Here is a 23,623-nt window from a genome sequence, read left to right on the forward strand (position 1 = left end):
GGGAAGGGCTCAGTGTTCAGCGTGTTGCGGGATGGGGGCGATGGCCGCCGGCTTGGTCGCCGGCAGCAGCAGGCGGGCGAGGGCGGGCAGCAGGACCAGGGCGCCGACCATGTTCCACAGGAACATGAAGGTCAGCAGCAGGCCCATGTCGGCCTGGAACTTGATGGCCGAGCCGATCCAGGTGAGCACGCCCACCGCCAGGGTGAGGCCGGTGAAGGCCACTGCGCGGCCGGTGGTGGAGACGGTGAGCAGGTAGGCCTCGGCCAGCGGATGGCCGCGGTCGAGGTAGGACTGCAGGCGGTTGTAGATGTAGATGCCGTAGTCCACGCCGATGCCGACCCCGAGGGCGATCACCGGCAGGGTGGCGACCTTCACCCCCAGGCCCATCCAGGCCATGATGGCTTCGCCCAGCACCGAGGTGATGTAGAGCGGCAGCACGATGCACAGGGTGACCCGCAGGGAGCGGAACTCGATCAGCAGCAGCAGGGCTACGATGGCATAGACCAGCATCAGCATGGTGTGGTCGGCGTCGCGGATGACCTCGTTGGTGGCGGCCTCGATGCCGGCATTGCCGCCGACCAGGGTGAAGCGCACCTTGTCGGAGTCGTGGCGGGCGGCAAAGTCGCGCACGGTGCCCATCAGGGCCGACAGGGTGGCGGCCTTGTGGTCGTTGAGATAGACCACGAAGGGGGTCATCGCGCAGCCGTTGCCGATGTACTCCTTGGGCGTCTTCTGGAAGGCGCCGCCGAGGGCGTACTTGTTGCGGCTGATGGCGTGCCACTTGAGGTTGCCCTCGTTGTTGGCGGCAAGCACGCGGTAGGCGAAGTCGGACATCGACACCGTGCGCTGCACGCCGGGGATGCGCTCCAGCTCGGCGGCGAGCAGGTCCATGCCGGCCAGCACCTGGTAGTCGCGGCAGCCCTGGGGCGGGGTCTCGGCCATCACCACGAACACGTCGGTGCTGGTGGCGTAGTGCTCCACCAGGTAGGCGGCATCGCGGTTGTAGCGCGAATCGGTGCGCAGCTCGGGGGCGCCGGGGTCGAGGTCGCCGATCTGCAGGTCGCGGGCGCCCCAGTGGCCGAGGGCCAGCAGCGCGGCGGCGGCCAGCGTCACCACCACTGCCGGGCGCGGCTGGGCACAGCGCGCCACTTGTTGCCACAGCCAGGGCAGGTGCGCGCGGCGGCGCCGGGCGTGGCTCACCGCGGCGGGCGACACGCCGGTCCATGACATCAGCACCGGCAGCAGGAACATCTTGCTGAAGATGATCACCGCCACGCCGATGCTGGCCGAGATGGCGAGCTCCTGGATCACCCCGATGCGGATGACGAGCAGGGTGGCAAAGCCCACCGCGTCGCACAGCAGGGCCACCGTGCCGGCCACGAAGAGGGTGCGGAAGGAGCGCTTGGCCGCCTCCACCTTGTCGGCCCCGTCGAGCACCGCGTTGGCGGTGGTGTTGATGTTCTGCACCGCGTGGCTGATGCCGATGGCAAAGGTCAGGAAGGGCACCAGGATGGAATAGGGGTCCAGCCCGTAGCCCATCAGGCGCACGATGCCGAGCTGCCACACCACGGCGATCAGGCAGCAGGCCAGGGTCGTCAGGGTGCTGCGCAGGCAGCGCGAATACCACAGCAGCAGCGCCGCCGTGAGCACCAGGGTGAGCAGGAAGTAGCCGAGGATGGGCAGCGCGCCGTCGATCAGTTCGCCGATGACCTTGGCGAAGCCCACGATGCGGATGCTCACCCCCTCATTCTCGTAGCGGGCGCGGATCTTCTCCTCCAGGTCGGTGGCGAAGCGCCCGTAGTCGAGCCGCTGGCCGGTGTCGGGGTCGCGCTCCATCAGGGGCACCAGCACCAGCGCCGAGCGCAGGTCGTTGGCGACCAGGGTGCCGACCTCGCCGGAGCGGAAGACGTTGCTGCGCAACTGATCGATGGCCCGCGGCGAGCCGTCGTAGCCGTCGGGGATGACCGGCCCGGCCTCGAAGCCCTCGGCGGTCACCTCGCCCCACATCACATTGGGCGTCCACAGCGAGCGCATGCCGGCACGGTCCACGCCCGGGATGTAGAAGACCTCGTCATTGACCTTGCGCAGCACCTCCTGGAAGGCCGGGTCGAAGATGTCGCCCTTGCGGTTCTCGACCACCACCCGAACCACGTTGGAGAGGCCGCGCAGGTTGTCTTCGTGGGTGAGGTAGTTGGCGATGGCCGGGTGGTGGACCGGGATCATCTTCTCGAAGCTGGCGTCCGGGCGCAGGCCGAGCGCCGCCCAGCCCAGCCACAGGGTCAGCAGGGCGAACACGGCGACGGTGGCACCGCGGTGGCGGAACAGCGCGCTCTCGAGCCGGCGTTCGAGGCGTTTCAGCAGGCCGCCGTGGGCTTCCGCCGGCTTGCGTGGGGTCTCACTCATGGCGGGGCGCTCCGGTGGTGTCGGGGGAGGGGGCGTCGGTGCTCAGGCCGCCCCAGCCGGCCAGCACCCAGCCGTGGGTGCCGAGGGCGGCGGCGCTGAGCGTGCGGCCGTCGCCGGTGGGCAGGGCTTCGAAGCGCTTGCCGGCGAGGCGCAGGCGGGTGCCGTTGTTGCCGACCAGCATCAGCTCGCTGCCGGCCTGCGCGGCGCCATACAGGGCGCTGCGGGTGCCGCTGGCCAGGGGCTGCCAGCTGGCGCCCAGGTCGGCGCTGTGAAGCACGGCGCCGTCGAAGCCGAAGGCCAGCACGGCGCTGCCGTCGGGCAGCGCGGCCAGGCCGTACAGCCCGCCCTCGGTGAGGGGCGGCCGGGCCTGCCAGCTGGCCCCGGCGTCGGCCGAGCGCAGCAGCAGGCCGCGCTCGCCCGCGACCAGCAGCACGCCGGGGGCCGGCGAGGCGATGGCGTAGAGGTGCAGGCTCTCCGGATTGGGCAGGCGGTCGGCGAACAGCGTCCATTGCTTGCCGCCGTCGGTGGTGCCGAAGGCCATGCCGAAGGCGCCGACGGCATAACCCTCGCTGGCGTTGCGGAACCACACGCTCATGAAGGGGCGCGAGGGGCCGAAGCTGGCGGACTGCTCGATGCCGGCCAGGCCGTCCTCGGCGGCGGCCAGCGCGTCCTCGGCGGCCTGGCGCTGGGCCTCGGAGGCGTGCTGCAGGGCCTGCCGGGCGCGCTCGAGGCGGGCCTGGGCCCAGGCCTGCATCTGCGTGTTGGCCTGGTTGCCGTCGAACTGGCGCTGCCAGCTCAGGCCGCCGTCGTGGCTGTGCAGGATCACGCCGTCGTGGCCCACCGCCCAGCCGAGCTGCGGCGTGGGGAAGTGCAGCGCGGTGAGCATCACCGCCACCGGCACCGTGGCCTGGGCCCAGCTGCGGCCACCGTCGTCGGAATACACGATGGTGCCGCGCGCGCCGGCCGCCACCAGGCGGTCGCCGGCATGGACCAGGCCGTTCATCAGTTGCGCCGCGGCGCGCGGGCTTTGCGGGGAGGGGGTTTCGAGCAGGTCGATGGCGGGCGCCGCGCTGCGCGGAGCGAGGCCGGCGCCGGCGCTGGCGGCCAGGGCGAGGGCCGCTGCCACGGCCAGCGTGGCGAGAGGAAGGTGGGGAAGAGGAGGAAAGCGTCTCATGGTGGTGTCCCTGTGGGCGGGGCACGCCGGTGGGCCCGGCGCGCCCGCTGTGCGCGGTCGTGGCCGCTGCTTACTTGGTGCCGCTGCGGCGCAGGGCGTCGGGGTCGAAATCGGCGCGCCGCGCCTTGGCGCCGAAGCGCCACGGACCTTCTTCGTTGCTCAGGCCGGCGACGAAGTAACGGCCGTCCTGCAGGTCGTACATGTTCTCGAAGGCGTAGTAGGGCAGCGGCACGTCGTAGTACTGCATCAGCTGCGCCTCACCCACCCGCCACAGCTGGCCGCGGCCGTCGTAGAGCTCCTTGACGGCGATGGTCCAGCTGTCCTCGTCGATGTAGAACACGCGCTTGCCGTAGATGTGGCGCATGCCGTCCTTCAGCGCGGCCTCCACCACCCACACCCGGTGCAGCTCGTAGCGGGTCAGCGAGGGGTCGAGGTGCTGCGGCTTGACCACGTCCTTGGCCTTGAGCTTCTTCGAGTGGATGGCATAGCTGTTGTAGGGGATCAGCAGCTCGCGCTTGCCGACCAGCTTCCAGGTGTAGCGGTCGGTCGGCCCGTTGTACATGTCATAGTCGTCCTCGGTGCGGGTGCCTTCCGAGAAGCTGCCCGGCGAGTCGTAGATGATCTGCGGGGCGCGCCGCACGCGGCGCAGGCCGGCGTTGTAGACCCAGGCCAGGCGGCCGTCGCGGGCGAAGTCGAGGGGCTCGTGCACCATCACCACCTCGCCGCTGACGTCGGCCGGTGAGTACATGCGCGCCATGAAGTACCAGAAGCGGTTGCTCTCCTGGCGGTCCATGTTCTGGGCGAAGATCCAGCTCTCCTCCACCCCGTAGGCATTGAAGCTGCCGTTGGGGTTGACCGAGCCGATCAGGTGGCGGCGGTCGATGCCGCCGGCCCGGGAGCGCACCTGGTGGTTCCAGATCGCCTCCAGCCCGCTCTTGGGAATGGGGAAGGGCACGACGCTGCGCTCCCAGTTGTCCAGCCCGGTGCCGCTGGCGGTGACCGTCACCTTGGCGGCCTGCTCGCGGATCTGGTCGTAGTCGGCCTGGGGCAGGGCTGCGCTGCGGTGGCTCGGGTAGACGTTGAGGCGGTAGGTTTCGGGGTAGCGCTTGAGCATGGCGATGTGGCCATCGGACAGCACCTTCTTGTACTGCTCCCAGTTCTGCGCGGTGATGGTGTAAAGCGGCTTCTCGTCGGCGTAGGGGTTGGCGTGGCCCTGCTTGATGTCGAAGCCGGCGGGCGGCTTGGTGAGGCCGCCGGTCCAGGCCGGGATGGTGCCGGCGGCATTGCCGGCGCGCTCGGCACCCACCGGGGTGAGGTCTTTGCCGAGGCGGGCGATCTCCTGAGCGGTGAGCGCGGCGTGGGCGGCACCCACTGCGAAGGGCAGCAGGAGCAGGCCGGCGAGGTGCCGGGCCGGGTATCGGGTGAGTTGGGGTCGGATCATGTCGATCTCCTTAGAAGGCCACGTTCAGGCTGGCGGCGAGGAAGTCCTTGTCGCGGGAGGTGTCCCAGCGCGCGGCATCGATGAAGCGGGTGTAGGCGAGGTCCATCGTCCACCGCCGGCCGGCCTCGAGGCGCGACAGGGAGACGCCGGTGCCGAGGGTGCGGCGGTTCTCGAGGAAGGCGCCGTCGGCGGCATTGCCCCGGACGTCATGGGCCCAGTACATGCGCGGCTTGGCTGTCCAGCCGGCGACGGCGTTGGGGTACTCCAGCTCGCCGAGCAGGCGGTAGCCCCACGAGAACGGGGTGACGAAGCCGTCCTGGGCACAGTTGGCGGGCGTCACCATCCCGGCCGAGTTGGCCGCGTTGCAGCCTTCGCGGGTGGACAGGGCCGGGCTGGAATAGGCCTGGTGCCAGGCCGTGCCGAAGGTGAAGGCGCGGCCGTAGCGCACGTCGTTGTTGGCATTGGGCAGGTTGGGCAACCAGCTCATGCCGACCTCGCCCACGGTGAGCAGCGACTGCGCGCCGAGGACCTGGCTGAAGACGTTGATCGCACCGAACTGCAGCTGCAGCTTGTCCATGCGGTCGTAGCCCCGGATGGTGGCGCCGGCCGGGTCGTAGCTGCGATTGCCGACCAGCGGCCCCTGGCTGCCGCCGGAGACGCCGAACTGCACCAGGTCGCCACCATTGATCTGCACCGGCAGGTCGCGGGTGTAGGTCAGCTCGGCCATCACCGAGACGCCGCCGAGGGTGTTGGACAGGCTGAGGCCGTAGGTCTTGATGTCTTCGGCGGAATAGTCGAGCAGGTAGGACAGCGGCGCCGCCGTGCCGTACAGCGAGCTGGCCTCCGAGGGCTTGCTCGACAGGCTGAGGAAGGGCGTGCGGGTGTGGTAGTTGATGTAGTAGAGGCCGATGTCGGTGTCGCTGGAGGGTTCCAGCCAGTGCATGGCAACACCGTACTGGCCGGCGTTGGAGGGCTTGGCGTCGCGCTGGCGCAGCGAGCGCAGGTTGAGCCCGCCGAGGGCGGCGACGCCCTGGAACTGCTCGCGGTCTGAGAACACGTCCGGGCCGAACTGCGAGCCGCCGCAGTTGATGACGTCGGCCGGCGAGAAGAAGGTGCCGCAGCCATCGATCACGGTCTTCTTCCATTGCAACTGGTAGAAGGCCTCGAAGCTGACCCCGCCGGGCAGGCCCAGGTTGCCGTAGAGCAGCGGCACCGGCAGCAGGATCTCGCGCACCTGGGCGCCGGCGCGGCGGGCGGCCGGCACGTCGATCGGGTTCACCACGTTGACGCCCTGGATGAAGATGCTCTCGCCCCAGTTCACCACCTGGTTGCCCAGGCGCATGTTGAGCTTGGTGTCGCCCCCCAGCGCCCAGTTGCCATACACAAAGGCATCGAGCAGCTCGGCGCCGGTGAACTTGGCGGCCTTGTCGAAGTGGCTGTCGTCCAGGCGCTCGCCGGGGGTGTAGCCGTTGTCGAAGTTGCCGTGATCCACCTTCTTGTTGGCGAGGGTGAAGTCATGCCAGGTCTTGGCGCGCACCAGGGCGCCGTAGTTGCGGTAGTGCAGCTCGACGTCGCCGACCAGCTTGAGGGTGGTGGAGGTGATGTCGCCGCGTTTGAAGTTGAGGTCGCCGTCGTCGGTGCTGCCGCCACCGTTACCGGGTTTGCCGCCGTTGTGGTTGGCGTTGCCGAAGGAGGTGAGCGCCGCGTCGCGGCCCTGCATGCGGACGTTGGTGCCAAGGGTGGCGTTGAGGGTCCAGGTGCCGGTGATGTCGTCGCCCAGCGTGAAGTCGCCTGCGCCGGCGCTGCCGCCAAAGGCGGCGATGGCGGACGCGAGCGCGGCCCGGCGCAGGCCGGGTCTCCGAGATTTGCCGTTCATCTTCTCTCCTAGAGAGATGGAAGTGGGGCGGGCTCCGGCTCAGCGGCCGGAGACGATCTGCACGACGTGGCCGGCGACGCCGTTGGCCTCGGCCAGCTGCAGCATCAGGCGGCAATCCACCACGGCGGCGACGGAGCCATCCGGGTTGCAGCCGGCGAGCGGCCCGTGGGTGACGGCGAACATCACGCAACCCTGCGGCGACACCGGCTGGTGCACCGAGCCGCCGCGTTCGTAGGTGTAATAGCCGGCATAGCCGGGGTCGTCTTCTTCGTAATAGAAACCGCCCTCGACGAGATAAGCCTCGGCCGAGCCGATATGCGCATGCACCGGCGCCTGCACGCCCGGGTCGACCTTGAGCAGCATTGAAAAGCCACCGCTCAGCTCATTGATGGCGAGCAGCTTGAAATAGGTGCCTTCCATGACCCAGGGCGTCCACGGCACATTGGCAAGATCGACGAAATCCTTGCCGTGGCGCTGCGAAAGGGGAATGTCGGCGGATGGGGAATGGGCGAGGGTGGTGGCTGTCATTGCGTGTCTCCTGTGTATTTGTGGGCCGGCGAATAAGCCGGTGCTGCGCAATCTAGCTGCGAGTGCATTGCACAAACACAGGGCGGCGGGAATCTGCCCGATATCCCGAAAAGCGCCGTTTTTTAAATAGTCGGCGCTGCGGATTGTTGATTTATCGCTGCTTTGGATTACTCGCGGCGATTTCGTCACGATGGGCGCGATGCCCTTGGGTGCCGCCTAATATCGTGATCGGCACGCTCTCAGCGAAAGGATGCGTGACCCCAATTCCACACATCAGCCCCAATGAAGGAGACCACGATGAGCGTCATGTTGTGCAGCGCCGATAGTCAGCGCAGCGAAGGCAGTGCAGCCCACGCCAGGATCACCCTGCCGTATCCGAAGTTTCAGAAGATCGACACCATCCCGTGGCGGCCCTATGCCATGGAGGGGGTGGAATACAAACTGTTGAGCGTCAATTCGCGCACGGGCGGCTTCACCTGCATGCTCAAGGTGCTGCCGGGCGTCGAGGCGCCCATCCATCAACACATCGGCGCCATCGAGGTGATGGTGATGGAGGGCGATGTCTATTACGAAGAGGCGGATATCGGCCTTGCCGGCAATTACATGTTCGAGCCGGCCGGCGATATCCACCAGCCCCGCTCAAAGAACGGCTGCGTGCTGTTCTGTGTATTTGACGGGCCGATCGCCGGGCTGGCGCCGGATGGCTCGATTGCCGGCATCATCGATTACAAGGCCATGCTGGAAATGGCCGAGCGCGACGGCGTGGCAGAGGGCGTGCATCGCTAAGACGCATTCTCGACTTTGAATGCAAGCAGGGCCGGCGGCGGCCCTGCAAGCGTCGTGTACCTGCCTCAGCCTCGATAGCCCTTGGGGCTGACCCCCGTCATGCGCCGGAAGGTTGCCGAGAAATGGCTGAGGTTCTTGAAGCCGCAGCGCCGCGCGACTTCTGCCACCGGCATGGCCTGTTCTTCCCGCAGCAATACCCTGGCCCGCTCCAGCCGCTGGGACAGCAGGTAGTGGTAGGGCGTCTGCCCGACGGTGTCGCGGAAGGCACGCAGGAAGTGGTCCTTGGAGATGCAGGCGATCTCGGCCAGATCCTTGAGGCAGATGTCCTCATGCAGGCGCTCGTGGATCAGCGCGTTGATCTTCTTCAGCACGCTCTGCCGCAGCTGGTTGGTCTTGCCGCTCCGCGTCTGGGTGCGCTCGGCATCGGTCACCCTTTCCCGCGCGTAGCGGGTCACGAGGTGGCGCACCAGCAGGCTCTGCACCTGGTCGAGCACCAGGGTCTCGAGCCGGTTGCCGTGGGCCGCCGAAGGCGGCGCCTCGCTCGCCAGCATGCGGAAGAAACCGTCCAGCCAGGTGTCGGGCACGGCGAAGAAGTCCTCGATCTCCGGGCACACGTCGCGTTCCAGCACGTCCTGGGCAAAGGTGTCGAGCAGGGTTTGAGGCAGGTAGAGGTGCAGCACCTGGGTGTTGCCGCCCAGCCGCCAGTCGGACTCTGAATCCCGCGGCATGAAGGTCACCGACCCGACCCGGGAGCGGAAGCCGGTCACCACGCCCTGCTGCAGGCGCTCGACGTCGGTATTGCCGGACAGGTGATAGACCAGCACATGCTCGGCATTGCGCCGCAACTGGGTCTCACCCGCAGGGTGGTTCCAGCGTGCGCCGAAGATGTCTCCATTGTGACCTTGCAGCACGTAATCGGGCGCCGAAGCGGTGGCGCTGGCGATGAGCTGCGGGGTCGACGAAAGTACTCCCGTCATTGTCTCCTCCAGATGGGGTACTACTTTAATGAGTGCTGCTTTTTTATGTGCCCCATTGTAGTCGTCCTGCTTTCCAATTCCAGCGGGTGACTTTGGAGAAATCGCTCAAGTTGATGGCGGCCACAGCCGGCGCCGAAAGGCCTGCATGCCGCGGCGCTGCAATTGGCCGCCGCGTGGCGGAAGGTTTCACCGAATGCCGGGGCGGATTAATGCGTATTGGAAATTCAAATAGCCTGCGGCGCAGCGCAAATGCCGCGCCGCAGGCCGGATGTGCCGATCAGGGGGAATGTGCGGGCACTTTTCTCAAGCGCAGGTGAGGCCGCCATCGGCGACCAGGGCGTGGCCGTGCACCAGGGATGCGCGGTCGGAACACAACCAGGCCACCGCCTCGCCGATCTCCGACGGGGTGCCGAAGCGGCCGATGGGTTGCAGCTTGCTCCAGTCGTCCAGCGAGGTGCCGGTGCCGCTGATCACCGCCTCGACCATAGGCGTGCGCACGACGCCCGGGCACACCGCATTGACGCGCACACCCTGCGCCCCATATTCGAGGGCCGCCGATTTGGTGAGCCCCAGCACCGCATGCTTGGTGGCGCAGTACACCGAGAGGTGTTCCTTGCCCACCAGCCCGCCCACCGACGAGGTGTTGACGATGGCACCGCCGCCGCCCTGCTTGAGCATCTGCTTGATCTCCAGCTTCATGGCGCGCCACACGGCCTTGAGGTTGACCGCCATCAGCAGGTCGTAGCCTTCCTCCGAGAAGTCGGCCAGCAGGGCGCCTTCACCGGAGATGCCGGCGTTGTTGAAGGCACAGTCGAGCCGCCCGAAGTGGCTCACCGCCAGCTCCACGAGGGCCTGCAAGTCCTCGCCGCGCGCCACATCCACCTTCAGGGGCAGTGCGGTGCCGCCGGCCTGGCTGATGAGGTGGGCCGTCTCTTCCACCATCGCCAGGTTGATGTCGCTGACCACCAGCCGCGCCCCTTCCCGCGCCATCACCAGCGCCGATTCACGCCCGATGCCTTGTCCTGCCCCCGTCACGATCCCGATCTTGCCCTCGAGCATTGCTGCCATGTCTGTCTCCTTGTTGGTGTGTGTAGGTACTGCCTGTCCTGTCTTGTCACATCGCGCGGCAGAGGGCCGCGTACCGGTGGCGGCCACCGATCGACGCGGGCAAATCTAGCTGCAAGTGCAATGCACAAACACAGGTGCGGCGGAATCACCGCGATATCCCGATAGTCGGCAGGAAATGGCAAACAGGGAGCAGGGCGTGCGTGCTGGCTGCCGTGTGCCGCACAGCAGCATCCACACCGGGCTTGCGGTATGCTCCCCGGCCAGCCCGGGCGGCGGCTTCGGCCACCTCGCAACCCCAGGCGCTCATCACTTCCATCCGAAAGAACACCCATGCAGGTCTTCATCGCGGGCACCGGAAAGCTCGCCACCGAATTGCTCGACGCGCTCACCGCACATGGCGGATACACCGTGTCCCCATGGCCCGGCGAGGCCGCCGCCGAGGGGCGCGCCATCGTGGTGCACGCCGGCTCCGGCCGCGAGATCGACGGCATCTCCCGCTTCTGCCAGCGCACCCGGTCCGTCCTCGTCGAGCTGGCCACCGGCTCAGCGCTCGAAGCCGCCGGCGACCAAGCCGGCTTCCCCATCGTGCTGTGCCCCAACACCAACATCCTCATGCTCAAGTTCATGTGCATGCTGGAACGCTCGGGCAGCCTGTTCAAAGGCAGCCAGATCCGCGTCACCGAATCGCATCAAGCCAGCAAGACTTCCGTACCCGGCACCGCCGTGGCCATGGCCCACGCACTCGGCGTCGCGCCCTCCGACATCCTCTCGGTACGCGACACCGCCCGGCAGGAACAAGACCTCGGCATCCCCCCGGCCCACCTGGGCCGCCACGCCTTTCACCGCATCGAGATCCAGGACGGCCCCTGCGCCATCTCCATGGAAACGCGGGTGTACGGGGATTCACCCTACGCCAGCGGCGTCGACCAGATCATCCGCGCCATCCAGCAGCGGGAGCTGGAGAAGCGGCTGTATTCGATCAATGAGTTCATTGAGAACGGGTGGGTCTGATTGGGTGGTGCACACAGGCTGTTGAACGCGTGATGATGGTGTTGGCGCGTGGGTAGATGGTGTTGGCACCGCGGCGATCAATGTGCGCACGCCTGCCAGTGCTTCAAGCGGCTCGGCGATAAGGATTCGCCGCCCGGCGATAGGGAATAGCCCCGGCCCCAATCCTTCGTGCACGCCTGCTTCAAAAGAAATCGGTATGGCTGGTGTTGATGGCATACCTGTTTGTATTGATGGCACGGCGCAACATGCCTCCCGCCGCACGCCCCATCGATCTGGCCGGTGCGCGCACAACATGTAGCGGCGGCTTCAGCCGCCCATCACACGCCAGAACTCAACCCAGCCAACGATGGGAAGCACCCAGCGCTGTCTACATGTCATGTAGACGGCGCTGATCATCATGTGGACGCGTCTACATTCAATGCAGCGCGTCCTGCATAAAACAAATGGCTCGCTGGGTTCTATGTTGAGCGGTCTACATGCTTCGCAGAGGCGTCAACATTGAATGTTGACTGCGCTGTGTGCTTCGTAGACGCGCGCTTCAAAAGATTGGGGTATCGAACATGTTATGTTGATACTTCTTTGGAATGGTAGGCGGGGGTGACGGGTATCTGGCTGCGCGCTGAGTGCTTGCGGCTTGGGGGCTGTCAGCGTTTTGTGGTTGAGGCTTTGCTGGTCGGCTTTCCGTTGTTTAGAGTTGGATTGGCCGGGATTTCGCCCCGGCGGGCGACTTACTTCTTTGCTTCGCCAAAGAAGTAAGCAAGAAAGGCGACCCGCCTCCCCGGTCGTTCGCTACGCGAACGACTCCCCTGCGCTGCTCGCATCGGGCGGCCGGCGCGGAACTCGTCGGCTGCGCCTCCTCAGACAGCCGCGCCGGAAAGCCCCGCCCGCTGCTGCGCTGCTCGGCGGGTCGGAACGGGCTTTTCGCAAACACCGCGCGGTTGCTGAAGCAGGGGGTGATCATCAACGCAAAAGCAAAACCCCAACGTCTCGCATCCGCCGGTCTTTCCGTAGAGGCTCGGTGCTTGCTGAAAGCCCGTTCCGACCCGCCGAGCAGCGGAACGACAGGCGGGGTAGTCCGGCGCGGCTGTTTGAGCCCGAAGGGCGAGTTCCGCGCCGGCCGCCTGGCGTGAGCAGCGCAGGGCAGTCGTTCGCGCAGCGAACGACCGGGGAGGCGGGTCGCCTTCTTTGCCTTCTTTCTTGGCGAAGCAAGAAAGAAGGTCGCCCGCCGGGGCGAACTCCCGGCCAATCCAACGCGGAATAACGGAAAGCCGATGTGCCAGGTGGCGACATCTTTGTCATGAAAATGCTGAGCAATATGCTTACTTGTCCCTGAAACCAGGAGCCCGGCTGTCGAACATCGCTTCCCGCTTTAACGCAGGTATAGAAACCCGGCCCACACATCGAAGCGGGGAGACGACGTGGCCTTGATATTTGTCAGAAGGAAGCGACATGACCGGGCTTGGCTGCTTGGGAAGTGCAGCAGTTCATAGAGTGGAGGGGCGGAGGTGTGTGAGGATGCTGCACGATGTTGGTAGTGCGGGTGTAGGTGCTTGGGACAAGTGCTGACAAGACGGTGGCGGATTGTCGGTAGGTGCTGTCCGTGGAAGGATGAGCTCGATTGGCTGTTCGAGGGCACAACCGGTCATTGAGGATTTGTCCCGATAGCGGACATTCGAACGGTCTTCTTGGCGTCCGTATTATTGGAGTTGTTATACGGACCTGTGTTGACTCGGTTTAGGCCACCTCCTTGCCCCACTGGCGATTCCGGAAGGATAATAGCTGCATGTATATCAATTCATATACGGACACAGCGGGTCCGTTTAATAACTGTTAGAGCGCACACACCATGTCGCATCCCCTACGCAAGAAGTTCGAGAAGAAGATTCAGCGGGTACTTGCTGCTGGGTTTGAACATCAACTCCTTGGAGCGGCATTCGACAATCTTGATGAGTCAGGGCCACTCTGTTTCAATAATTTCTCCTATGCGCTGAGAGAGCTTCTTAGGCATGTGTTTCACCGCTTGGCAGCAGACGAACAAGTGAAAGCATGCTCATGGTTCAAAGTGGACAAAACTGCAAAAAGCGGAATCACCCGCGCACAAAGAGCCACCTATGCCATTCAAGGTGGTCTCTCAGATACATTCGTTTCGAAAAAACTTGGAATCGATGTTGGTGCGGTTCGCAAACAATTGCTAGACGCAATTGAGGTCCTGAACAAGCACACACACATTGAGCCTTCCACATTTGGCATCAATCTAACCAAGACCAATCGTCTCGCCACTGAATGCTTGGAGGCTACCCATTACTTTGTCGAACACATCGCCATGTGCAGAACTCAAGTAGCTGAAGCTCTGGCCAATCATATCGACCATCATCTGCTCAATCATGTCATTTCCGAGACGATTGACTCAATCGACGAATTGGCTACGCACCACTGGATAGACGAAGTCTACGTGAATGAAATAGAGGTGGTTGAAATAGGCCCCCATGCTATCGAGTTAGCTGTGGATGGGACCATCGGTTGCGGGCTCCAGTACGGCTCTGACTCCGATGTTAGGAACGACATTGGCGCTGTTATGTCCACCTCATTTCCATTGCGCGCGGAACTGACGGTACAACTCGTTCGCCCGTTGGGAAAAGAGGCCACCGTGGGGAAGTTTAAGGTCGATACGAGCGACTGGTATGAATAAGTGCACTCTAACCCATTCCACCGGATCTGCGCGAAAAGCAGCGCAAGCCGGTGAATTCAGACGTTGGGAAGCCAAACCCTCTGATCGCCGTACTTGGCTCTGCCAATGAAATTGCGCTATGACATAGCTCCGGATTTGTCAAAAAGCAGCATGCTTGCTTTTGCTTCCCTAGCTAAAGCGATCCATCAAAAGAAGCTGACTTTAGCCTTAGGAGCAGGCGTGTCAGCATCATCAGGCTTGCCCCCTTGGATAGTCTTACTTCGTCGAATTGCTTCGACATATTTAACGCATTGGGAATTCGATAAATGCCGTGGCAAGGCTAATAATAGCCGTCCACCCAAAGATCTTTCTATTGCCTTTTGGAATGAATATCACTGGAGCGATACAACAAAGAAAATCGCAAATGAGTTCGTTGCGCAAGAGGATGCGTTGCGGCTAGCTCAGATGGTAAAGGCGCGAGTGCGTCCACATGATTGGATGTATTTGGTGCGCAAGTCACTATATGGCGATGATCCGCTTCCAGCCCCTTCCACATTGCTCATTGGGATTGCGGAATTGTGTGCAGGAGACGTCGGCAACACTGAAATACTCAGCTATAACTACGACAATCTTGCTGAAACGGCGTTACAGCGATTGGGAGTTCGGACGGACTGCATATGGCAGCCTTCAGCATCTAGGAAGGTAGGTGTCGTACCAATTTACTATCCCCACGGGCATCTCAAATGTGGCGGCGGTCCCACAGTCTCAATTGTCTTAGGCGAAGATGACTACAGCGAATATGCTATTGATCAATTGGGGTGGAGGAGCTCCGTACAACTAAGACAGTTTTCAAGCACTACGTGTCTATTCCTTGGGTTTTCATTGACTGACGCTCAAGTTAGACGGCTGCTTTGGGTCGCAAAGAGGTCAGGTGGAGCACGCCATTACGCATTTCTTCCCTCCGCAAAAAACAAGGACGATAAAGCTGAGATGCTCGAATCACTTTTTGATGCACAACTGCGGGATATCAACGTAAATGTAATTCGCTACTGCGCGGGTAACGATGGGCGAGACCACTCGAGACTTGTTGAGCTTGTTACACTACTTCGTGACCTTCGAAATATTCCTAGCTTGCTTTGGACATGACACGCCCAACCCATCATCCACCGGACCTGCGCGAAAAGCAGCGCAGTCCGGTGAATTCAAACGTTCCTGATGGTCCGCTTTTCGAAGTGGTACATTTCCGCTAAGGGTCGGTAGCTGTCTTTCATTGAGAGTGGTGATTCCGAAAGTCCCCGAGCCATCATCCAGCCCCCAGCCAGATGATGGCCCCCAAAATCCTATATCACCCTCACCCCTCCAACGCCTCCTTCAACGCCTCCCCAATCTCAAACATATCCCCCACGATCCCGTACTTCGCGACGCTGAAAATCGACGCTTCCGGGTCCGTATTCACCGCGACAATCGTCCCCACATGCTTCATCCCCGCCAGGTGCTGGATGGCGCCGGAGATGCCCATGGCGAGGTAGAGGCCGCAGTTGCTGGCGACTTTGCCGGATTGGCCGACCTGGCGGGATTTGGGGAGCCAGCCGGAGTCGGCGATGGGGCGGGAGCAGCACAGGGTGGCGCCGGCGGTTTCGGCGAGGTCTCGGAATTGCTGGATGTTGGCTTCTTCGCCAACGCCGCGGCCCACCGACAGGATGAAGTCCACGGTGGTGATGTCGATGTCGTTGCCGCTGGCGATCTCGATGTATTCGCCCGGTGCGCTGGTGGTGGTGACGGCCGGCGCGGCGATGCTGCGGGTGGCGGGGCTGGCGCTGCCTTCGGCGGGTTTGAAGACGGCGGGGCGCACGGTGAGGAGCACGGTGGCCTTGCCGGGGAAGTCCACTTCCACGTTGACCTTCTGGCTGTAGGCGGCGCGGGTGGCGACGAGGTCGCTGCCCTGGCATTCGATCTTGAAGACGTCGCTGGCGAAGCCGAGGCCGAGCTTGCCGGCCAGGGCGGCGGCGTAGGCGAGGCTGTCCACGGTGTGGCCGAGCAATACGACGGCGGGGGCGAGTTCGGTGATCAGGGCGGCGACGGCGGCTTCCTGCACTTCGGGGTTGAACTCGGCGAAGGGCGAGGCGACGGTGAGGATTTCGTCCACGCCCGGCAGCGACAGGGCCGGCACAAAGGCCTGGGCGTTGGCGCCGATCACCGCAACGGTGATGGGGCCGCCGAGGCCCTGGGCGGCGGCGATCAGTTCGAGGGACACGGGGCGCAGTTCGCCCTGGCGGTGTTCGGCGATGACCAGGATCTTGCTCATTTTCATGCTCCCTTGAATTCGCGGATGATTTCGACGAGGCGCGCGGCCTGTTGGTCGGGGCTGCCTTCGATCATCTGGGCACGCCCCTTGGGCGGGATGTACATGCGGCGCACGCGGCTCAGGGAGGCGTCGACGCCCACCGTGCTGGCGGCTACGCCGAGGTCGCCCAGGCCGAGCACGTCGATGGGTTTGGCGTTGGCTTGCTTGATGCCGCGCAGCGAGGCGTAGCGCGGGGTGTTGATGCCGAGCTGGATGGTGAGCACGGCGGGGCATTGCAGGGTGACGGACTGGGAGACGCCGCCTTCCAGCTCGCGCTTGAGGCTGGCCTGGCGGGCGCCGGGGGCGTAGTCCAGGGCATTGACCACGGCGGCGTGGGGCCAGCCGAGTTCGCCGGCCAGGCCGATGCCGGTGGCGGCAAAGGCGTGGTCGGACGACTGCACGCCGGCAAACACCATGTCGGGGGCTTCCTTGCGGACGACGGCGGCGAGGAGGCGGGCCATCACGCTGCTGTCGGAGCCTTCGATGGCGTCGTCCCACACGCGCAGGGCGCGGTCGGCGCCCTTGGCGAGGCATTTGCGCAGGCTTTCGTCGACGCGCTCGGGGCCGATGGAGACGACCACCACTTCTACGTCGCCGCTGCTGGCCTCCTTGATCTTCATGGCTTCTTCGAGGGAGTAGTCGTCCCACTCGTTGAGGTCGAAGAGCAGGAAGTCTTCATCCACGTCGAGGCCGTCGGCGCGGATCTCGAAATCCTCGTCCAGGGCGGCCACCTGTTTCACGGCTACCAGTATTTTCATGATGTCCTCTGCTGAGTCTGTGGTTTGAATGGGGTAGGAGCGAGGCCGGATCGGTGGATCAGGCCATCGCGGGTGCTGCAGCCAGGGCGGCGGGGGCCGGGTCGGCGGCTTCGACGCATTCGGCGATCAGTTCGATGAGTTCGCGCACCACGAAGCGGCCTTCGCAGCCCGGGGTGGTCTTGAGGGCGTCCTCGAACATGGTCAGGTCCTTGGGGCAGGCCACCACGAAGACGTCGATGTCGGGCAGGCCGGCGGCTTCTTTCATGCGGTTCTGGGCGGGCTTTTCCATGCCCACCGGGTCGGGGATCCAGATGCGTCCGCCGCCGGCGCCGCAGCAGAAAGAGTTATCGCGGTTGCGCGGCATTTCCACCAGGGTGCAGCCGATCAGGGCGAGCAGCTCGCGCGGGGCGTCGTAGCCCTTGTTGAAGCGGCCCAGGTGGCAGGGGTCGTGGAAGGTGACGCGGTGCGACAGGTGCTTCTTGAGGGTGAGGCGGCCGTTCTGGATGAGCTTGAGCAGCACGGTGCTGTAATGCTCGATCTGGAACAGGCCGCGCAGGGCCGGGTCGGCGAACTCGGGGTATTCGTTGCGGATGGTGTTGAAGGAGTGCGGGTCGGTGGTGACGATGCGCTTGAACTCGCAGCCTTCCAGGGTGGCGATGTTGCTGCTGGCGAGGTGTTCGTAGAGGCCTTCCTCGCCCACCCGGCGCACGTCGTTGCCGGCATTCAGCTCGCCGTCCAGCAGCAGGCCGAAGTCTTCGCCGGCGGCGTGGAGCAGGCGGGCGAAGGCCTGGGTGACCTTCTGGTTGCGCGGGTCGAAGGCGGCGTAGTCGCCGACGAACCACAGGGTCTCGACGGGTTCCTTGCGGGCGTCCTTCACCGGGAAGGGCAGGCCCTTGGTCCAGGCGCCGCGCTTGCGCTTGGATTCGCCAAAGGAGTTGCCGGTCTTGTGGATGGTCTGCAGGGTCTTCTGCAGGATGGGTTCCATCTGGCCTTCTTCAACCAGCTTGCGGCGCATCTGCACGATGATGGGCACGTGCTCCACCGCCACCGGGCAGATCTCCACACAGGCCAGGCAGGTGCGGCAGGACCACAGGGTTTCCATGAAGACCTGGCCGGGGCCCTTGCCGTGGATGGACAGCTCGGCCTTGTCGGGCAGGCTGCTGGCGGCCAGGGCGTGGTTGGCAAACTCGCGCAGGGACAGGATCACGTCGCGCGGCGACAGGGGGGCGCCCACCGTGCGGGCCGGGCAGGCTTCGTGGCAGCGGCCGCACTTGGTGCAGGCGTCCAGGTGCAGCAGGTTCTTCCAGGTGAGGTCGGTGATGGCTTGGTAGCCGGCGGCTTCCTGGGTTTCGGGCACCTTGGGCAGGCGGCGGCCGGCCAGCGGGTCGCGGAACATCAGCGACGCAGAGGCGGTGAAGATGTGCTTGACCTTGGTGAAGGGGATCAGGGCGATGAAGCTGAGGGCCAGCAGCCCGTGAAACCACCACAGGCCGCCGCGCAGGGTGCCGGCCCCGCTGGCGTCGAGGCCGAGGCCCATCAGGCTGTGGGCGAGCAGGGCGCCGACGGGCGACCAGAAGCGGCTGTCCCACACGCCGGCATCGCCCGACAGCCACACCAGGCGGCTGGCTTCGAGCACGTAGCCGGTGATGCCGATGAGGATCAGCGTCCACAGAAAGGCCCAGTCTTCGCGGCGGTAGGCGCTGCGGTCGTAGTCCGGGTCGCCGGGCTGGCGGTCGGGGCGGGTGTAGTCGAGCTTGGGCAGGGCCATCCATTTGCGGCGGTACATCATGTACAGCAGGCCGCCGATGAGGCCCAGGCCGGCGAGGTCCAGCACCAGGGAGAAGAGCAGGTAGAAGCCGCCCTTCCAGAAGGTGATGCCGAACAGCGGCTTGAGGATGTCCACCTCCAGGGTGATGGTGGCGGTGCCGACGAACAGCGCGATGAAGCTGAAGAAGATCATCGCGTGGGCCGCGCCGGCAGCGTGGTCGCGGCGCTTGAGGGTGCGGTGGGTGAGCATGGTGCGGGCCATGTCCCCGAAGCGGGCGGCCAGCTGGCCCCACGATGCGTCGGGCTGGCCGCGCCGGTATTTGCGCACCTGCACGTAGCTGCCGTACAGGAAGCAGGCGATGGCCGCGTAACCGAAGGCGTAGAACAGGTTGATGGCCCAGGGGCTGAATTGCTCGAACAGGATTCGGGTGGTCTGTGCCGTCGCGTCCATGGCGGCTACCTCATTGGGGAAGCATGCGGGTGTAGGGGAGGGCCCGGTCCGCCCGGCGGCGGGCGGTGTCGGGCGGGGTGCGCTGCCACGGCGCCTGCAGCTCCGAAGGGAGGAGGCCGCAGGGCCGGGAGGGCATTCCGTTGCCGCCACGGAATGCCCCGCGCGGGGAGGCCGGGTGGCCTGGGCAGGTCAGACCTTGTACTGGATGCTGGCGTCGCCGTCCGGCAGGTAGGGCGTGCCCCACACCGATACCTCGCGCTTGTAGGGCAGCGGGTACTGGGCGTTGCCTTCCTCGATCTCGCGGGCCAGGCGGTGGCCGGTGAAGGTGGCGTCGGCGATCAGGCGCGGGGCCTCGGCGTCGCCGATGAGGTAGATGCCCTTGATGTCGTTGGCGGCCCATTCCGATTCGCGGGCCTTGAGCTCGCGGAACAGGCTGTCGTTGGAGCTGCGCCCGGTGACCAGGATGAGGCTGTCGAACTCCAGCCAGCGGTGGGTCTTGTTGGCATCGCGCGGGGACACGCCGGGGCCGCGGTAGCTGCGCCGCGAGCCGTCGCCCCAGATGTTGTAGATCTCCAGCCGGCCCGGCTCGATGCGGCTGCAGAAGTGGTCGCCCAGCTCCTCGACGCCCAGTTCGTGCAGGCGGCGCATCATGTTGGGGTACTCGAGGGTGAAGTGCATGTAGTTGGCCAGATGCACGCCCGATACGAGGGTCACCTCGTGGCCGGCGCTGGCCAGCTTCTCGGCCAGGCTGGGGGCCATGAAGTAGGTGTCGGCGTTGAGGATGACCACGCGCTTGCCGATGGGCTTGGTGCCGGCGATGACCTGCTCGGGGGTGAGCTGGTCGGGCAGGCTGGCGTCGGCGCCGGGGATGGGGTCGTGGGTCAGGCAGTTGGTGCCGTCGGTGTTCCAGTGCGAGCCGGTGGCGATCACGACCTTCTCGGCGCCGTATTCCAGCACCTCGTCGGCGGTGATGGGCTTCTGGCCGAGGGCGATCTGCGAGGCCTTGTTCTTGCGGACCAGCTTGGTGAGCTGGGTCTCGCGGTAGTCGCGGTGGTAGCTCCACTCGCCGAGGCCGGGCAGGGTGGTGATGCTGTTGAGGTGGCCGCCGATCTTCTCCGCGGTGTCGTAGAGGTGCACCGCGTAGCCGCGCTCCATCAGCACGCGGGCGCATTCGGAGCCGGAGGGGCCGGCGCCGACCACCAGCACGGAGTCTTCACTGCCCTTCTTGGCGAACTTCTCGGGGTGCCAGCCGCGGCGGTATTCCTCGCCGGCGGTGGCGTTCTGGGTGCAGATCATCGGGGGGCCGCCGATCTCCCAGCGGGAGATGCAGACGTTGCAGCCGATGCAGGTGCGCACGTCGTCGACGCGGCCTTCTTCGATCTTCTTGGGCAGGAAGGGGTCGGCGATGGAGGGGCGGGCGGCGCCGATGATGTCGGCGTAGCCCTTGGTGACGATCTCGACCATCTTCTCGGGGTCGGTGAAGCGGCCCACGCCCAGCACCGGCTTCTTGGAGACCTGCTTGATGAAGCGGGTCCAGGGCACCTGGTGGCCTTGCAGGAAGAAGCGCGAGGGGCCGGCGTCCTCGCCCCATTCGGCGATGTCGCCCACATCCACGTCCCACAGGTCCACCAGCGGGTCGGCCATTTCGACGAAGCGCATGCCGTCCTTCTCGACCTCGATGCCGCCAGGGCCGTAGAGGGTGTCCACCGCGAAGCGGGTGGCGATGGCGCAGTCCTTGCCGACGGCGTTGCGGACCTTCTCGAGGGTTTCCAGCCAGAAGCGGGCGCGGTTCTCCAGGGAGCCGCCGTACTGGTCGGTGCGCTTGTTGTAGTAGGGGGAGAGGAACTGCAGCGGCAGGTAGGAGTGGGCGCCGTACACGTAGATGATGTCGAAGCCGGCGTCGCGGGCGCGCAGGGCGGCATCCACGTAGTACTGCTGGACCATGGCGATGTCGGCCAGGTCCATCTCCTTGCAGTAGGTGAGGGTTTCGAATTCGGAGGCGTACTGGCTCGGGCCACGGGGGGTGGCACGGGATTCCAGACAGGGGGCGTGGGCGCCGCCGTACCACAGCTCGATGCCGGCCAGGGCGCCGTGCTTGTGCACTTCGTCGGTCATGGCCTTGAGGTTGCGCACGTCGCCTTCGTCCCAGATGCGGGCGGAGACCCGGTGGATGTCGTCGGATTCCGGGTGGATCGAGCAGTACTCGGTGTTCATCGCGCCCCAGCCGCCTTCGGCCTTCATGGCGCGGTGGGCGGCCTGGAAGCCGGGCCGGTCGGAGCCGGCGCCGATGCAGTGGGGCACCTGGTAAAAGCGGTTGCGCAGGGTCTTGGGGCCGATCTGGATGGGCTCGAACAGGATGTCGTGCTTCGGGTCGCGTGCCATGTGGCTGAGTCTCCGGTGGGATGTGGGTGAGGTACTTACGCCTGAGTGATTATCGAAACGGCAGGGGGATGGGCCAATTCTCCAAGCGCACTACTCCCAAGGGATTAGACCCTCACCCTTGTGGGGTTTTTTGGTGCGCCAGGGGGTGGGAGGGGCGTGAACGACATCGGGCGGCCGCAGCCGCCCGATGTCGTGTGCTTGCGCCGGAGCGCGTGCGTCAGCCGCCGCTGGTGGCGAGGTGGTGGAAGAACCACACGATGCCGACGCCCGCCGCGAGGGTGAGGTAGGGCAGGATGCCGGCCCGGTTGGAGACGCCTTCTTCGTTGGCCGACAGGTGCATGTCGTCCAGCATGGTGGCCGGGAAGACCCCCTTGTCCTGGATGAAGTGGCGGTAGATGAAGACCGGGATGATCAGGGCCGCGAAGAGCAGGCCGGCCTTCAGGGTGCCTTCGCCCCAGATGTCGGCGCCCATGCCCATCAGGGCCAGGTTGACGAAGCCGAGCAGGCCGCCGAGCACCAGCAGCACGGTGGGGGCCTTGTAGGGGCGGTCCCAGTTGGGGCGGTCGAGGCGGTGGATCCAGCCCGAGTGCAGGTTGAGGAAGTTGAACATGATGTAGCCGACGTTGGAGGCGGCCAGCACGAAGACGTAGTCGGAGAGCAGCAGCAGGAGCAGGTTGAAGCCCAGGTCGGTCCACATCGCCGGGGTGGGCGCGCCGTGTTCATTGACGTGGGACAGGTACTTGGGCAGCCAGCCATCCACCGAGGCCTGGTAGAGGGTGCGCGAGGAGCCGGCCATGGAGGTCATGATGGAGAGCATCAGGGCCAGCACCAGCATCACCATCATCACCGCTTCGATCAGCTTGCCGCCACCGATCATGCCCGACATGGCCGCCGCCACGCCCATGCCGCTGTAGATGTCGGGGGCCAGCATGCCGTCGTAGACCGCCGGGGTAGTGACCACGCCGTTGGCGTCGACCACCGCCGGGGTGACCATCTGGCCGAGGCCCAGATGGCCCTGGAAGGCCAGCGGGACGAGAGTGAACACGGCGATACAGAGCAGGCCGGAGAAGAAGATCGCCTTGAAGGTGTCGGTCTTGGGGTTCTTGAACTCGCGGGTGTAGCAGACCGCGGTCTCGAAGCCGTAGGTGGACCAGGCGGCGATGAACAGGCCACCCGCCATCAGGGTCCAGCCGGCGGTGTCCCAGGCGCCGTCGATGACCTTGCCGCTCCCATCGTGAGAGAGCGGGGCGAGCGGGAAGAAGTGGGCGCTGGGGGCGTCGCCGGTGAGCAGGGGGATCAGCCCGATCAGCATCAGCGGGATGAGGGCGCTGACGCCGAGGATCATGGTGGTCTTGGCCGAGCGCAGGATGCCGCCGTGCTGGATGCCGAAGACGGTGAGCAGCACCATGGCGCCGAGCACGAAGGTGGCGTTGATGCGCAGGGACAGCCCGTCCTTGATGCCGCCGAGGTCGAGCAGGGTGATCTGCCAGGTGTTGATGGCGGCGTCGGCCGGGAACAGGGCGCTGAGGATGTAGCCGGCGGCGAGGCCCGAGCCGATGGCCAGCACCGGCGACCAGGCGAACCAGTTGCACCACACAGAGACCGGCGCCACGAACTTGCTGTAGCGCACCCAGGCCACGGCGCCATATACCGAGGCGCCGCCGGACTTGTGGGGGAAGAGGCCGGCGATTTCGGCGTAGGTGAAGGCCTGGATGAAGCCGAAGCCGATGGAGATCATCCACACCAGCCACGAGGGCTTGCCGACGGTGGCGGCAATGGCGCCGATGGAAAAGAGGACCAGGGCGGGCACGCCGCTGGCCACCCAGAAAGCACCGCGCCAGTCGATCTTGCGGTGCAGACTGGCCTGTTGCGCGAGCACATCATCCGATAAATCTGCGGTGATGGCATCGACGATTTCTGCCGATTGAGCCAATTTAATTCTCCTGATGGGGATATCGGTTTGGATGGAATTGAAATGTGTCGGCGGCG

16 protein-coding genes are annotated in these 23,623 nt (G+C 65.2%); 4 read left to right on the top strand and 12 right to left on the bottom strand.

The window, feature by feature from the left end; translation table 11 throughout:
- Window positions 1-9: 9 nt before the first annotated feature.
- The 5 genes from HHL15_RS20385 to HHL15_RS20405 all read right to left on the bottom strand — a co-directional run bounded on the left by HHL15_RS20385 (window position 10) and on the right by HHL15_RS20405 (window position 7,422).
- Window positions 10-2,403, bottom strand: coding sequence for an efflux RND transporter permease subunit (locus HHL15_RS20385; RefSeq protein ID WP_169147655.1), 2,394 nt, complete (start codon window positions 2,401-2,403; stop codon window positions 10-12).
- Entirely contained in the window at window positions 2,396-3,577 is a 1,182-nt protein-coding gene (locus tag HHL15_RS20390) for a WD40/YVTN/BNR-like repeat-containing protein (RefSeq protein WP_169147656.1), read from the bottom strand. The genes HHL15_RS20385 and HHL15_RS20390 overlap by 8 nt, the downstream gene beginning before the upstream one ends.
- 70 nt (window positions 3,578-3,647) lie before the next feature.
- Entirely contained in the window at window positions 3,648-5,018 is a 1,371-nt protein-coding gene (locus tag HHL15_RS20395; RefSeq protein WP_169147657.1) for a DUF1329 domain-containing protein, read from the bottom strand.
- A gap of 10 nt (window positions 5,019-5,028) precedes the next feature.
- Window positions 5,029-6,894: a DUF1302 domain-containing protein gene (locus HHL15_RS20400; RefSeq protein WP_169147658.1), complete on the bottom strand. Its 1,866-nt coding sequence runs from the start codon at window positions 6,892-6,894 to the stop codon at window positions 5,029-5,031.
- 39 nt (window positions 6,895-6,933) lie between these two features.
- Window positions 6,934-7,422: a 2,4'-dihydroxyacetophenone dioxygenase family protein gene (locus HHL15_RS20405; RefSeq protein WP_169147659.1), complete on the bottom strand. Its 489-nt coding sequence runs from the start codon at window positions 7,420-7,422 to the stop codon at window positions 6,934-6,936.
- A gap of 297 nt (window positions 7,423-7,719) precedes the next feature.
- Here HHL15_RS20405 and HHL15_RS20410 point away from each other — a divergent pair, with 297 nt between their 5' ends.
- Window positions 7,720-8,208 carry a 2,4'-dihydroxyacetophenone dioxygenase family protein gene (locus tag HHL15_RS20410; RefSeq protein WP_169147660.1) on the top strand — a complete coding sequence of 163 codons (489 nt, stop codon included), beginning with the start codon at window positions 7,720-7,722 and terminating at the stop codon, window positions 8,206-8,208.
- Between the two features lie 65 nt (window positions 8,209-8,273).
- On the opposite strand, the gene HHL15_RS20415 is transcribed toward HHL15_RS20410, so the two are convergent.
- Window positions 8,274-9,185, bottom strand: coding sequence for an AraC family transcriptional regulator (locus HHL15_RS20415; protein WP_169147661.1), 912 nt, complete (start codon window positions 9,183-9,185; stop codon window positions 8,274-8,276).
- A gap of 303 nt (window positions 9,186-9,488) precedes the next feature.
- The gene (locus HHL15_RS20420; protein ID WP_169147662.1) at window positions 9,489-10,253 is read right to left on the bottom strand and encodes a glucose 1-dehydrogenase; all 765 of its coding nucleotides are present in this window, start codon (window positions 10,251-10,253) and stop codon (window positions 9,489-9,491) included.
- Between the two features lie 330 nt (window positions 10,254-10,583).
- Between HHL15_RS20420 and HHL15_RS20425 the strand changes: the two genes are divergently transcribed.
- From HHL15_RS20425 to HHL15_RS20435, 3 genes are all read left to right on the top strand, one after another.
- Entirely contained in the window at window positions 10,584-11,264 is a 681-nt protein-coding gene (locus tag HHL15_RS20425; RefSeq protein ID WP_169147663.1) for a dihydrodipicolinate reductase C-terminal domain-containing protein, read from the top strand.
- Window positions 11,265-13,110: 1,846 nt separating this feature from the next.
- Entirely contained in the window at window positions 13,111-13,953 is an 843-nt protein-coding gene (locus tag HHL15_RS20430) for a pPIWI-associating nuclease domain-containing protein (RefSeq protein ID WP_169147664.1), read from the top strand.
- 105 nt (window positions 13,954-14,058) lie between these two features.
- Window positions 14,059-15,078 (top strand): SIR2 family protein, encoded by a 1,020-nt coding sequence (locus HHL15_RS20435; RefSeq protein WP_169147665.1) that lies wholly within the window; start codon window positions 14,059-14,061, stop codon window positions 15,076-15,078.
- Between the two features lie 205 nt (window positions 15,079-15,283).
- Here the strand turns inward: HHL15_RS20435 and HHL15_RS20440 are convergent, their stop codons facing one another.
- The 5 genes from HHL15_RS20440 to HHL15_RS20460 all read right to left on the bottom strand — a co-directional run bounded on the left by HHL15_RS20440 (window position 15,284) and on the right by HHL15_RS20460 (window position 23,567).
- Window positions 15,284-16,237, bottom strand: coding sequence for an electron transfer flavoprotein subunit alpha/FixB family protein (locus HHL15_RS20440; protein ID WP_169147666.1), 954 nt, complete (start codon window positions 16,235-16,237; stop codon window positions 15,284-15,286).
- Between the two features lie 2 nt (window positions 16,238-16,239).
- Entirely contained in the window at window positions 16,240-17,034 is a 795-nt protein-coding gene (locus HHL15_RS20445; RefSeq protein WP_169147667.1) for an electron transfer flavoprotein subunit beta/FixA family protein, read from the bottom strand.
- A 58-nt stretch (window positions 17,035-17,092) separates the two neighbouring features.
- Window positions 17,093-19,252 (bottom strand): (Fe-S)-binding protein, encoded by a 2,160-nt coding sequence (locus HHL15_RS20450; RefSeq protein ID WP_169147668.1) that lies wholly within the window; start codon window positions 19,250-19,252, stop codon window positions 17,093-17,095.
- Window positions 19,253-19,441: 189 nt separating this feature from the next.
- Window positions 19,442-21,634, bottom strand: coding sequence for an oxidoreductase (locus HHL15_RS20455; RefSeq protein ID WP_169147669.1), 2,193 nt, complete (start codon window positions 21,632-21,634; stop codon window positions 19,442-19,444).
- Between the two features lie 217 nt (window positions 21,635-21,851).
- Window positions 21,852-23,567, bottom strand: coding sequence for an APC family permease (locus HHL15_RS20460; RefSeq protein WP_206198885.1), 1,716 nt, complete (start codon window positions 23,565-23,567; stop codon window positions 21,852-21,854).
- Window positions 23,568-23,623 lie beyond the last annotated feature (56 nt).

The sequence above is a fragment of the Zoogloea dura genome, assembly GCF_012927165.1.
GTDB classification, from domain to species: domain Bacteria; phylum Pseudomonadota; class Gammaproteobacteria; order Burkholderiales; family Rhodocyclaceae; genus Zoogloea; species Zoogloea dura.